This window comes from Pseudomonas sp. RL_105y_Pfl2_101 (assembly GCF_963970585.1).
In the GTDB taxonomy this organism is placed as follows: Bacteria; Pseudomonadota; Gammaproteobacteria; order Pseudomonadales; family Pseudomonadaceae; genus Aquipseudomonas.
This window is the reverse complement of the sequence record NZ_CAXAPG010000001.1, coordinates 540699-552796: the sequence shown is the minus strand read 5'-3', so window position 1 is coordinate 552796 and position 12098 is coordinate 540699. Positions and strand designations below refer to the sequence as shown.

The 12098-nt window shown below is 61.2% G+C and carries 11 protein-coding genes; 3 read left to right on the top strand and 8 right to left on the bottom strand.

The window, feature by feature from the left end:
- Positions 1-64 precede the first annotated feature (64 nt).
- Complete coding sequence (locus AACY31_RS02450; protein ID WP_339492963.1) at positions 65-2284, bottom strand: heavy metal translocating P-type ATPase; 2220 nt, start codon at positions 2282-2284, stop codon at positions 65-67.
- 86 nt (positions 2285-2370) lie between these two features.
- Here AACY31_RS02450 and cadR point away from each other — a divergent pair, with 86 nt between their 5' ends.
- The gene (cadR, locus tag AACY31_RS02445; protein ID WP_339481360.1) at positions 2371-2817 is read left to right on the top strand and encodes a Cd(II)/Pb(II)-responsive transcriptional regulator; all 447 of its coding nucleotides are present in this window, start codon (positions 2371-2373) and stop codon (positions 2815-2817) included.
- 215 nt (positions 2818-3032) lie between these two features.
- On the opposite strand, the gene AACY31_RS02440 is transcribed toward cadR, so the two are convergent.
- The 4 genes from AACY31_RS02440 to AACY31_RS02425 all read right to left on the bottom strand — a co-directional run bounded on the left by AACY31_RS02440 (position 3033) and on the right by AACY31_RS02425 (position 6539).
- Positions 3033-3377, bottom strand: a complete 345-nt coding sequence (locus AACY31_RS02440) for a hypothetical protein (protein ID WP_339481361.1) — start codon at positions 3375-3377, stop codon at positions 3033-3035.
- Between the two features lie 481 nt (positions 3378-3858).
- On the bottom strand, positions 3859-4830 hold the full coding sequence (locus tag AACY31_RS02435; RefSeq protein WP_339481363.1) for a thymidylate synthase: 972 nt from the start codon (positions 4828-4830) through the stop codon (positions 3859-3861).
- A gap of 48 nt (positions 4831-4878) precedes the next feature.
- Positions 4879-5688, bottom strand: coding sequence for a prolipoprotein diacylglyceryl transferase (gene lgt, locus AACY31_RS02430; protein ID WP_339481365.1), 810 nt, complete (start codon positions 5686-5688; stop codon positions 4879-4881).
- 68 nt (positions 5689-5756) lie between these two features.
- Positions 5757-6539, bottom strand: coding sequence for a sulfite exporter TauE/SafE family protein (locus tag AACY31_RS02425; RefSeq protein WP_339481366.1), 783 nt, complete (start codon positions 6537-6539; stop codon positions 5757-5759).
- Positions 6540-6855: 316 nt separating this feature from the next.
- On the opposite strand from AACY31_RS02425, the gene AACY31_RS02420 reads away from it, so the two are divergent.
- On the top strand, positions 6856-7602 hold the full coding sequence (locus tag AACY31_RS02420; protein ID WP_339503802.1) for an NRDE family protein: 747 nt from the start codon (positions 6856-6858) through the stop codon (positions 7600-7602).
- 189 nt (positions 7603-7791) lie between these two features.
- Here the strand turns inward: AACY31_RS02420 and ptsP are convergent, their stop codons facing one another.
- Both ptsP and AACY31_RS02410 read right to left on the bottom strand, forming a co-directional pair.
- On the bottom strand, positions 7792-10071 hold the full coding sequence (gene ptsP, locus AACY31_RS02415) for a phosphoenolpyruvate--protein phosphotransferase (RefSeq protein ID WP_339481369.1): 2280 nt from the start codon (positions 10069-10071) through the stop codon (positions 7792-7794).
- A 22-nt stretch (positions 10072-10093) separates the two neighbouring features.
- Positions 10094-10573 carry an RNA pyrophosphohydrolase gene (locus AACY31_RS02410; protein WP_003186867.1) on the bottom strand — a complete coding sequence of 160 codons (480 nt, stop codon included), beginning with the start codon at positions 10571-10573 and terminating at the stop codon, positions 10094-10096.
- A 303-nt stretch (positions 10574-10876) separates the two neighbouring features.
- On the opposite strand from AACY31_RS02410, the gene AACY31_RS02405 reads away from it, so the two are divergent.
- Positions 10877-11533 carry an HAD family hydrolase gene (locus tag AACY31_RS02405; protein WP_046065246.1) on the top strand — a complete coding sequence of 219 codons (657 nt, stop codon included), beginning with the start codon at positions 10877-10879 and terminating at the stop codon, positions 11531-11533.
- A 104-nt stretch (positions 11534-11637) separates the two neighbouring features.
- Here the strand turns inward: AACY31_RS02405 and AACY31_RS02400 are convergent, their stop codons facing one another.
- Positions 11638-12063 carry a DUF2269 family protein gene (locus tag AACY31_RS02400; protein WP_339481372.1) on the bottom strand — a complete coding sequence of 142 codons (426 nt, stop codon included), beginning with the start codon at positions 12061-12063 and terminating at the stop codon, positions 11638-11640.
- Positions 12064-12098: the final 35 nt, after the last annotated feature.

The window sequence follows — 12098 nt, the reverse complement described above, 5'->3', positions numbered from 1 at the left end:
ACTACGGATCTGCTGTGGGAGCAAAGCTTGCTCGCGAGGCGTCCTTTGAGTCACCCCGGATGCTTCATTTGCGCAACAACCGCAACCCATTGAACACCACCAGCAAGCTCACCCCCATGTCGGCAAACACCGCCATCCACATGGTGGCGAACCCGGCGAAGGTGACCCCGAGAAAGATCGCTTTGATCACCAATGCCAGGGCGATGTTCTGTTTCAGGATGCTTGAAGTCTGCCGCGACAGGCGAATGAAGGCCGGGATCTTGCGCAGATCATCGTCCATCAAGGCGACATCGGCGGTTTCGATGGCCGTGTCGGTGCCGGCCGCGGCCATGGCGAAACCGATTTCCGAACGGGCCAGGGCCGGGGCGTCGTTGATGCCGTCGCCGACCATGCCGACGCGGTGACCCTGGGCGTACAACGCTTCGATGGCTTGCAGCTTGTCTTCCGGCAACAGGTCGCCCCGAGCCTGATCTATGCCCACCTGCGCGGCAATCGCGTCGGCGGTGTGGGTGTTGTCGCCGGTGAGCATCAAGGTCTTGATGCCCAGCTCATGCAGTTGCCGGATGGCTTCGCGGCTGGAGTCTTTCACGGTGTCGGCCACGGCAAACAGCGCCAAGGGGCCTGTAGTGTCGAGCAGCAGCACCACGGATTTGCCTTGTTTTTCCAGGGCGAAGAGTTTCTCTTCCAGTTCGGGGGAGCACAGGCCGAGGTCTTCCACGAGGCGGTGATTACCCAGGTGATACGTCTGGCCGTCGATGTCGCCGCGCACGCCGCGCCCGGCAAGTGCCTCGAAGTTATCCACAACCTGCTGCGTCAGTTGCTTATCCACAGCCGCGCTGGCAATTGCCCGGGATACCGGGTGGTCGGAGCGGGCGGCGAGGCTGGCGGCCAGGGCCGCAGCGGTGGTTTCCACGCTCGGGTCCAGCGCCACATAGTCGGTTTGCACCGGCTTGCCGTGGGTGATCGTACCGGTCTTGTCCAGGGCCAGGTAGTCGAGCTTGTAGCCCCCCTCCAAGTACACGCCACCCTTGACCAGGATGCCTTTGCGCGCAGCGGCGGCGAGGCCGCTGACGATGGTGACGGGGGTGGAGATCACCAATGCGCATGGGCAAGCGACCACCAGCAGCACCAGCGCCCGGTAGATCCAATCGAACCAGACTGCGCCCATGAACAGCGGTGGGATGATGGCTACCGCCAGGGCCAGGACAAACACCGCCGGGGTGTAGATTTTCGAGAACTGGTCGACGAAGCGCTGGGTCGGCGCGCGGGAGCCCTGGGCCTGTTCCACGGCGTGGATGATCCGCGCCAGGGTGGAGTGATCGGCCGCCGCGGTCACGGTGTATTCCAATTCGCCGGCCTGGTTGATGGTGCCGGCAAACACCTTGTCGCCGATGGTTTTTTCCACCGGCAGGCTCTCGCCCGTGATCGGTGCCTGGTCAATGGTCGAACGACCGGCGACCACGTCGCCGTCCAGGCCAATCCTTTCCCCCGGGCGAACCCTCACCCGCGCACCGAGGGCGATGACTTTTACGTCTTGCGCCTGCCAGCTGCCATCAGTCTGTTGCACGGTGGCCTGTTCCGGGGCCATCTGCATAAGGCCGCTGATGGCGTTGCGGGCCCGGTCCAGGGATTTGGCTTCGATCAGCTCGGCCACGGTGAACAGGAACATCACCATCGCCGCTTCCGGCCATTGGCCGATCAGCACGGCGCCGGTCACGGCGATACTCATCAGGGCGTTGATGTTCAGGTTACGGTTCTTCAGCGCGATCCAGCCCTTTTTGTAGGTACCCAGGCCGCCGCTGAGGATCGACACCAGCGCCACCAGTGCGACCACCCAGTTTGGCGCGGCGTTGGTGAAGTGGATCACCTCGGCACCCAAGGCCGTCACGCCGGACAGCGCCAGCGGCCACCAAGGCTTGGCCGGGGCGGGCAAGTCGTTGGTTTTCGGTTTCTGGCCGGGGGTCAGTGGCTCGGCCTGCATCCCTAAGGATTCGATAGCCTTGATGATGGGCGCGTCGCTCGACAAATCGTGGGTCACGCCCAGCACGCGGTTGATCAGGTTGAACTCCAGTTGCTGCACGCCTTCGAGCTTGCCGAGCTTGTTCTGGATCAGCGTCTGTTCGGTGGGGCAGTCCATGGCTTCGATGCGGAAACTGCTCAGCCGTGCACCGTCCGTCGGCGCCTTGCCGAGGTTGACCTGCGACGGCGCTGCTTTCGATGCGCAGCAGGAATGCCCGTGGTCATGGCCGTGGTCGGGTTTGTGGATATGAAGGGAATCGCTCATCGGGTGACGTCCGTGAAAAGTGCCTGTTGCGCAGTAAAGACCCTGTAGCCACTATAGGGTCAAGCACCTATTTTGGAGGCCGCATCATGAAGATCGGAGAACTGGCGAAAATCACCGACTGCCAGGTCGAAACCATCCGCTACTACGAACGCGAAGGCCTGCTGCCGGAACCGGCCCGCAGTGACGGCAATTACCGCGTCTACACCCAGGCCCACGCCGAGCGGCTGACGTTCATCCGCAACTGCCGCACCTTGGACATGACCCTGGAAGAAATCCGCAGCCTCCTGAGCCTGCGCGACAGCCCCCAGGACCAATGCGAAAGCGTCAATGCGCTGATCGATGAACACATCCAGCACGTCAAGGCCCGTATCGACGGCCTGCAGGCCTTGCAGACGCAACTGATCGACCTGCGCCATCGCTGTGGCGAAGGGCCGGACCTGGATCAATGCGGGATCTTGCAGCGGTTGGAAGTGAGTGGGGCGGTGGCGGCGGAGGTGGAGCATTCCCATGTGGGGCGTAGTCATGGGCATTGAGCCGATCTTGGAGCACATGCAGATCCAATGTGGGCGTGCTTGCTTGCGATAGCGGTGGATCAGTCACATAAGTATTGAATGTGAGGACGTGAACGAGCAACCGCCGTAGGACTCCTCATAGGAGCTTTACCAGTACCGCTCCGAGCAGTATCCCAATCGACGCGACGAGCATCATCACCACGCGAGTAGCGTCAGTTCAGCTGGCTTTGATCGAGTTATTTAAATTGGATTAGCACGGCTGCAAGTGCCATCCAGACGAGGGCGACGATTATTATCGTCATTTCAATTAATAGGAGCCGTTTCAAATAACGCGGGAAGTTCTCGATATCGACCGGGTCTACTTCACCAATACGGATTGATACTCCAGGCCACAACACCATCCCGGCAATTTTTCCTATCTCCAAGAACGACCAAATCAAACCCCGTCTCCCCAGGTTCGGGCCCCAAAGATAAATATAGCGGCTGTTCTTCAAAGCCTCCTTCATCGCATCCAGATGGCGGTGGCTCAGGTATAAGCTAAATACCGCACCTACAAAGCTCAGCAGAGTGGGGCCGGCCATAAGCCAAAAAGCCAGCCAAGACTTCCAGAACTCCTCCGGTATCATTGCAGCGTTTTCTCGTATAGTACTTCTCCGATTCCCTCACCTCCCATAGCTCCAAGGGCCGTGCCTCCCCACGCGCCAGTCGCCACCACGGCCCCGACGCAGAGAACACCCTCCGCATACAAGGGGGAAGGTGATGAGGCTTAAACCAACATCGACGCGGTCATTGGCGCATGGTGCTGATAACCTTCAAGGGGGCGAGTATTTCCTGAGCTATACCGCCCAGCAAAAGAAGAAAGGCTCTGAAGTTATGATCGATGGCCCTGAAATTATTGTCCTAGAGCGTGGCTTGAATCGAATAACCTCCTGATTATGCGGAAATGAATCAACTTGTGTATCTTCCCTCAAATTCGTTCCCAGCCCGGAGCGTGAGTATTAAGTCTAGGCTTAAATTGATCGCCGCCACCCAGGGTGTGGAGGCAATCAACAATAGTATTTTCTAGACCGCCATCGGCGCGGTCATCGGCGCATGGTGTTGGTAGCCTTCGAGGGTGAAGTCGCTCGGCTCCACCAACTCCAGCCACTCAGGCTGGTACACGCCGGTCTTGGCAAACTCCGGCACTCGCTCGCAAATCACCAGCTTGGGCATCGGGAACGGCTCGCGCGTGAGTTGCTCCTTAAGCATATCCAGATGATTTTCGTAGACGTGGGCATCGCCGATGAAATAGGTGAACCAGCGCGGCGTGTAGCCGGTCAGGCGAGCGATCAGGCTCAGCAGCGCGGCGCCTTCGGTGAGGTTGAACGGCGTGCCCAGGCCCAGGTCGTTGGAGCGGATGTAGAGGGTCAGGGAAATTTCCTTGGTCTCGACATTCGGGTGGAACTGGTAGAGCAGATGGCACGGCGGCAGGGCCATCTCATCAAGCTGGGCGCAGTTCCAGCCGTGGAACAGGATGCGCCGGCTGCCCGGGTCCTTGATGATGGTGTCGACGCACTGGCGCACCTGGTCGATGGCCTTGTACAGCACCACGTAGGCCTGACCGTTTTCTTCGCCTTCGGCGATCTGCCGGTAACCCAGGGCCAGCGTCTGCTCGATGGCCGCCGGGTTGCTCAGGGGGATCTGTTTGTAGGCTGGCCACTTGCGCCATTGCACGCCATAGATCTCGCCCAGGTCGTCTTCGCCCTGGCGGAACGGGTTGGCCAGCCACTGGGCGTTTTCGTTGGCGTTCTGGTCCCAGACCTTGCAGCCCAGGGCACGGAATTCGGCGGCGTTGTTCACGCCACGGAGGAAGCCGCACATCTCGCCGATGGCTGATTTGAAGGCCATTTTGCGGGTGGTGATGGCCGGGAAGCCTTTCTTCAGGTCGTAGCGCAGCATGGCGCCGGGGAGGCTGATGGTATTGACGCCCGTGCGGTTGGCTTGTCGGGTGCCGTGCTCGATGACGTCGGCCACCAGATCGAGATATTGCTTCATGGATTACCTGTGTCCTTGAACCTGAGGCCTGCGCCCCGGGTTCGAATTTTAAACCTTGGCCGCCGCAGCCGGCGCACGATTATAAGCCAGCCAGATCAGCGCCAGGCCGCCGATGATCATCGGCAGGCACAGCACCTGACCCATGGTCAGCCAGTTCCACGCCAGATAGCCGAGCTGGGCGTCCGGGACGCGGACGAACTCAACGATGAAACGGAAGATGCCATAGAACAGCGCGAACATGCCCGACACCGCCATGGTTGGCCGCGGCTTGCGCGAGAACAGCCAGAGAATCAGGAATAGTGCCACGCCTTCGAGGGCGAATTGATAAAGCTGCGACGGGTGGCGCGGCAACTGCGCCGGGTCGCTGAACGGCGGAAAGATCATCGCCCATGGCACGTCGGTCGGCTTGCCCCACAACTCGGCATTGATGAAGTTGCCGATGCGCCCGGCACCCAGGCCGATCGGCACCATCGGCGCGACGAAGTCCATCAGCTCGAAAAACGATTTGTTGTTGCGCTTGCCGAACCACAACGCCGCCAGCATCACGCCGATGAACCCGCCGTGGAACGACATGCCGCCCTTCCAGACTTCGAAGATCAGTGTCGGGTTGGCCAGGTACGCACTCAGGTCGTAGAACAGCACGTAGCCCAGGCGCCCACCGACGATCACGCCCATGGATAGCCAGAACACCAGGTCGGAGAGTTTTTCCTTGTTCCAGGTCGGGTCGAAACGGTTGAGTCGACGCGACGCCAGTAACCAGGCGCCGCCGATGCCGACCAGGTACATCAGGCCGTACCAGTGGATTTTCAGCGGGCCGATGGCCAGGGCCACCGGATCGATCTGCGGGTAAGGCAGCATTGATACTCCTCGTAAACGTCAAAAATACCCGGGTGACGCTGCCACCTCGGGATTAAACCAGGATTGCGTCAGAACAGAAAACTCAAGCCTACGCACAATAGCAAGCCGGCGAACAGCCGTTTGAGCAAGCGCGGTGACAGGCGATGGGCCAGCCGCGCACCGAAGCGGGCGAAGACCATGCTGGTCAGGGCGATGCCCAGCAGCGCGGGCAAATACACAAAACCGAGACTATGGGCCGGCAGCAGTGGATCGTGCCAGCCCAGAATCATGAAACTTAGCGCGCTGACCACGGCGATGGGCAGTCCGCAGGCCGATGAGGTCGCGACCGCTTGCTGCATCGGTACGCTGCGCCAGGTCAGGAACGGCACGGTCAGCGAACCGCCACCGATGCCGAAAATCGCCGAGGCCCAGCCAATCACCGTGCCGGCCAGGGTCAGTCCGGCCTTGCCTGGTACGCTGCGACTGGCGTTGGGCTTGAAGTTCAGGGTCAGTTGCACGGCAACGATCAGGGCGAACACGCCGATGATCTTTTGCAGGTGTGGGCCGGAAATCGCTTCGGCGGTGATCGCGCCGAATCCGGCACCGATCAGGATGCCGACGGTCATCCAGGCGAACACCGGCCAGCGCACCGCGCCTTTGCGCTGATGCTCGCGCACCGCATTGACCGAGGTGAAGATGATCGATGCCAGCGACGTGCCAACGGCCAGGTGCGTCAACACCTGCGGGTCGAAACCCTGCAGGGTGAAACTGAACACCAGCACCGGGACAATGATGATCCCGCCCCCCACACCGAACAACCCGGCCAGCACGCCGGCGCAGGCGCCGAGCAGCAGATAGAGCACAAATTCCACCAGCGTCTCCCCGTCCATCCCTGAAATAAGAGCGGCATGGTAACGGATCCAGGGTCCCAGGCTCCACTGAAGGTGATGGATGCGAGGGCGATGTGTGGGTAGAGTGGTGAACAGATGTTGTGGCGAAGGAGCAAGCTCGACTGCACCCGCAGGAGCTGTGTAGGAGCTGTCGAGTGCAACGAGGCTGCGATCTTTCCCCAGACACTTGAATCTCAAGCGAAAGATCAAAAGATCAAAAGATCGCAGGCTTCGCCAGCTCCTACAGAGCCCTGTGCGAGCCTTATTTGGTGATTGGCATTTTTAACAGGACGACCTGATGTGCCTGATCGTATTTTCCTGGCGACCCGGCCATGCCCGGCCACTGATCGTGGCGGCCAACCGCGACGAGTTCTATGCCCGGCCGACCTTGCCCCTGGCCCAGTGGCCTGATGCGCCCCATGTGCATGCCGGTCGCGATCTGGAGGCCGGCGGCACCTGGCTCGGCATTGGCGCCGAGGGGCGCTTTGCGGCGCTGACCAACATTCGTGACCCGGGCCAGTTACCGGCTTTCAAGTCCCGCGGCGAACTGGTGGCGCGGTTCCTGACCGGGAATCTTTCGATTGTCGAGTATTTGAGCGAAGTCGTGCCCCGCGCCAGCGAGTATGGAGGGTTCAACCTGCTGCTCGGCGATGGCGTCGAACTGTGGCACCACAACGCTCGCGATGCCCAGGCGCAGCGGTTGGACGTGGGGGTCTATGGCTTGTCGAACGCTGGGCTGAACACGGCATGGCCCAAGTTGCTCAAGGCCCGCGCGGCGCTGAGCGAGGTGCTGGACGATCCGCAGCCCCAGGCACTGCTTGCGCTGCTGAATGACCCGCAGCCTGCGCCGGTGGCTGAGCTGCCTGATACGGGGGTGGGAGTGGCGACCGAAATGCTGCTATCGAGTGTGTTCATCGCCAGCCCGGCTTACGGGACGCGGGCCAGTACGGTGTTGATTGTCCATGCCGACGGGACGCGGCAGATGGTCGAGCGCAGTTTCGGGCCCCATGGGGGGCATTTGGGGGAGGTGGCGCTGCACATTTGATTCAGCCCTGTAGGGACTGTGTAGAAGCTGTGTAGGAGCTGTCGAGTGCAACGAGGCTGCGATCTCTCCCCTGACACTTGAATCTCAAACGAAAGATCAAAAGATCGTCCGAACGCGGCCCCAGCCTTCGCCAGCTCCTACAGAGCTCAGCGGGAGCAAGCTCCCTCGCCACAAATGCTCGTTGAACGGTCAGAGGGTCTTGTTCGAGGCCGGATTGATCATCCGCGCCAACCCAAGGTTCTTCAGCGCCAGTTGCAAGGAGCTGTGAATCACTTGTGGGTTGTCGATGGTCATCACTTCCGCGAGCAATTCCTGGGCCTTGCTGAGGTTGATCTGGCGCAGCATCCACTTCACTTTCGGCAGGTTGGTGGCGTTCATTGACAAACTGTCGAACCCCATCGCCATCAACAGCACTGCCGCCGCCGGGTCGCCGGCCATTTCGCCGCAGATGCTCACCGGCTTGCCTTCGGCATGGGCGTCACGCACCACGTTCTGCAGGGCTTGCAGCACCGCCGGGTGCAGGTAGTCGTACAGGTCCGCGACCCGCGGGTTATTGCGATCAACGGCCAGCAGGTATTGCGTCAGGTCGTTGGAGCCCACCGACAGGAAGTCCACCTGCCGCGCCAGTTCCTTGGTTTGATACACCGCTGCCGGAATCTCGATCATCACGCCAACCGGCGGCATCGGTACGTCGGTGCCTTCGTCGCGTACTTCGCCCCAGGCCCGGTGGATCAGGTGCAGGGCTTCTTCCAGTTCATGGGTGCCGGAGATCATCGGCAACAGGATGCGCAGGTTGTTCAGGCCTTCGCTGGCCTTGAGCATGGCGCGGGCCTGGACCAGGAAGATTTCCGGGTGGTCGAGCGTCACGCGAATACCGCGCCAGCCGAGGAACGGGTTCTCTTCCTTGATCGGGAAGTAGGACAGGGACTTGTCGCCGCCGATGTCCAGGCTGCGCATGGTCACTGGTTGCGGGTGGAACGCGGCCAGTTGTTCGCGGTAGATCGCCAGCTGTTCCTTTTCGCTGGGGAAGCGCTGGTTGATCATGAACGGCACTTCGGTGCGGTACAAGCCCACACCTTCGGCGCCACGTTTCTGCGCCCGGGCCACGTCGGCCAGCAGGCCGGTGTTGACCCACAGTGGCATGCGGTGGCCGTCGAGTGTCACGCACGGCAGGTCCCGCAGCGCATCCAGGCCCAGGGACAGTTGTTTTTCTTCCTCGACCACATCGGCAAACTGCTTGCGCAGCACGTCGCTGGGGTTGGTGTAGACCTCGCCGTGGTAGCCATCGACGATCATCTGGATGCCGTCGACCTTGGAGTACGGCAGGTCCACTAGGCCCATCACCGTCGGGATGCCCATGGCCCGGGCCAGGATCGCCACGTGGGAGTTGCCCGAACCCAATACCGAGACCAGCCCCGCCAGCTTGCCTTCGGGCACTTCGCCGAGCATGGCCGGGGTCAGCTCTTCGCTGACCAGGATGGTGTTGTCGGGGTAGACCAGGGTCTGCTGGCGCTCTTGCTGCAAGTAGGCCAGCAACCGGCGGCCAAGGTCCTTGACGTCCGAGGCCCGCTCGCGCAGGTAAGCGTCGTCCATCAGTTCGAAACGGTTTACGTGGTCGGTCACCACCTGGCGCAGTGCGCCCTGGGCCCACTGGCCGGTCTTGATGACGGTGGTCACTTCGCTGCCCAGGGAGGCATCGTCGAGCATCATCAGGTAAACGTCGAACAGCGCGCGCTCTTCAGGACGCAGTTGCGTCGCCAGCTTGGCCGACAGGGCGCGCATGTCGGCGCGCACGCCTTCAATGGCGGTCTTGAACAACCCCAGTTCGGCGTCGATGTCGGTGATGGCCTTGTCCGGCACCACGTCCAGGTCGGCGGGCGGCAACATGACCACCGCCGTGCCCACCGCCGCGCCCGGTGAACCCGGTACGCCGACGAACTTGGCTTCCTGGATGCCCTTGCCCTGGCGACCCAGGCCGCTGATCGAACCGGTGGCCTCGGCGTGGGCGATCACCCCGGCCAGTTGCGCGCTCATGGTCACGAGGAAGGCTTCTTCACCCTCATCGAACTGGCGGCGTTCTTTTTGCTGGATGACCAACACGCCGACAACGCGGCGGTGGTGGATGATGGGGGCCCCGAGGAACGAGGCGTAGCGTTCTTCGCCGGTTTCGGCAAAGTAGCGGTAACGCGGGTGATCCGCGGCGTTTTCGAGGTTCAGGGGTTCTTCGCGCGTGCCGACCAGACCGACCAGGCCTTCATTGGGGGCCATGCTGACTTTGCCGATGGAGCGCTTGTTCAAGCCCTCGGTGGCCATCAGCACGAAACGATTGCTCTCGGGATCCAGCAGGTAGACCGAGCAGACCTGGCTGCCCATGGCCTCTTTGACACGCAATACAATAATCCCCAACGCCGCCTTGAGATCCTTGGCGGAGTTAACTTCCTGGACGATCTTGCGCAGCGTATTGAGCATGGCTCGGGGTCGAACTCCGTCGTCAGTCGCGCGTCAGCAGGCGCGGGGCAAGCTCTTTGAGAGCGCGTCGGTACACTTCGCGCTTGAATGTCACCACCTGGCCCAACGGATACCAATAGCTGACCCAGCGCCAGCCATCGAACTCCGGTTTACCGGTCAAATCCATCCGCACCCGCTGCTCGTTGGAGATCAGGCGCAGGAGAAACCATTTCTGCTTCTGGCCGATGCACAGCGGTTGGCTGTGTGTCCTGACCAAGCGTTGAGGCAAACGATAGCGCAACCAGCCTCGGGTGCAGGCGAGTATTTCGACATCTTCTCGCTCAAGCCCCACTTCTTCGTTCAACTCGCGGTACAAGGCCTCTTCCGGCGTCTCCTGGGGGTTGATCCCGCCCTGGGGAAACTGCCAGGCGTCTTGATTGATACGGCGAGCCCATAGCACCTGCCCTGCATCATTCGTAAGAATGATCCCCACATTGGGGCGGAAACCATCGGGGTCGATCACGGCAACAACCTCGCAAACGCATGTCGCCGCATTGTTCCACAAAGGTTGTGAAAGCAGCAACGAGCCTGCGCAGTGGCCTGTGTAGTTAGTTCTGTTGGTCAACTTCGGCGCCAGAAGCGCCTGGCCTGTGTTGTTGCTCCTCGCCATAGCGGGCTATGACTCGTCGCAACGCCTTGACCAGGCACTTCTGACATCCGAATTTGAACCAACGAACTCACCACACAGGCCACCACCTTATGTGCACGTTTGTGAAAAGTCCGTATTCTGGACGCCTTTCTTCAGATTTTTCAGCGAGTAACTGCAATGCGGCTGGCTTTATTCGACTTGGATAACACATTGCTGGGCGGCGACAGCGACCACGCGTGGGGCGATTACCTGTGCGAGCGCGGTTTCCTGGACGCTGTCACGTACAAGGCGCGCAATGACGAGTTCTACCAGGATTACCTGGCCGGCAAGCTCGACAACGCCGAGTACCTGAATTTTTGCCTGGAAATCCTCGGTCGTACCGAAATGCACGTGCTGGCCCAGTGGCACCTGGATTACATGCGCGACTGCATCGAGCCGATCGTGTTGCCCCAGGCCATCGAATTGCTGGAAAAACACCGTGACGCCGGCGACAAGCTGGTCATCATTACCGCCACCAACCGCTTCGTTACTGGGCCGATTGCCGAGCGCCTAGGGGTCGAAACCCTGATCGCCACCGAGTGCGAAATGATCGACGGGCGCTACAGCGGGCGCAGCACTGATGTCCCGTGCTTTCGCGAGGGCAAGGTGACCCGGCTGAACCGTTGGCTGGAAGAGACCGGGCATTCGCTCGATGGCAGCTATTTCTACAGTGACTCGATGAATGACCTGGCGCTGCTGGAGGTGGTGACGCATCCGGTGGCGGTGGATCCGGATCCGAATCTTCGGGCCGAGGCCCAGAAGCGGGGTTGGCCGGTGATTTCGTTGCGCAATTGACTGTGGGAGCTAAGCTTGCTCGCGATGGCGTCCGCACCTGCGCCGCACAGGGTTTCAGACCTATCGTGTAAGCCAATCGCGGGCAAGCCTTGCTAGGCAGTGTTTTAAACCGGCTTTGCGCCCATCAATCCCGCAATGGCGATAAAGCAGACAACGCTGAACAGCGCCAAGGCAAAGGTAAACTTCCCGCTACCTCCCGGCGTCTTGCGCAACGCGTTCAAACGCACCATCAGCCAGGCCCCCGCCAGCGCCGCCAGGGTGTAGAGCACGCTGGAAGCCAACAGCCACGTCTGCCCCAGCGGCCAGCCGACCTGATGCACCATCCACCAGCCCGTGAAGGGCAGGCTCGCCAGTGCCAGGATCATCACCAGCCAGATGAACAGCCGCGGACGTTGCAACGTCCGCGCGGCCGCCGTGGCATCGCCGTTGCGGCGCGTGCGCCAGACCCAGGCGGCCAACCCCAGGGCGCCCGCCAGCAGCAGTACGGTGGCGATGCCGTGAGCGATCTTCAGCGCAGTCAATGTTTCCATTGTTGGATCTTCCTTAAGTCTTGCTCACAGCCTAG

What these genes read in the sequence shown, in the direction of transcription:
- ptsP (WP_339481369.1), bottom strand. Translation starts at nt 10,071, where the DNA reads ATGCTCAATACGCTGCGCAAGATCGTCCAGGAAGTTAACTCCGCCAAG.
- lgt (WP_339481365.1), bottom strand. Translation starts at nt 5,688, where the DNA reads ATGCTGCCTTACCCGCAGATCGATCCGGTGGCCCTGGCCATCGGCCCG.
- AACY31_RS02420 (WP_339503802.1), top strand. Translation starts at nt 6,856, where the DNA reads ATGTGCCTGATCGTATTTTCCTGGCGACCCGGCCATGCCCGGCCACTG.
- AACY31_RS02440 (WP_339481361.1), bottom strand. Translation starts at nt 3,377, where the DNA reads ATGGCCGGCCCCACTCTGCTGAGCTTTGTAGGTGCGGTATTTAGCTTA.
- AACY31_RS02400 (WP_339481372.1), bottom strand. Translation starts at nt 12,063, where the DNA reads ATGGAAACATTGACTGCGCTGAAGATCGCTCACGGCATCGCCACCGTA.
- AACY31_RS02450 (WP_339492963.1), bottom strand. Translation starts at nt 2,284, where the DNA reads ATGAGCGATTCCCTTCATATCCACAAACCCGACCACGGCCATGACCAC.
- AACY31_RS02405 (WP_046065246.1), top strand. Translation starts at nt 10,877, where the DNA reads ATGCGGCTGGCTTTATTCGACTTGGATAACACATTGCTGGGCGGCGAC.
- cadR (WP_339481360.1), top strand. Translation starts at nt 2,371, where the DNA reads ATGAAGATCGGAGAACTGGCGAAAATCACCGACTGCCAGGTCGAAACC.
- AACY31_RS02435 (WP_339481363.1), bottom strand. Translation starts at nt 4,830, where the DNA reads ATGAAGCAATATCTCGATCTGGTGGCCGACGTCATCGAGCACGGCACC.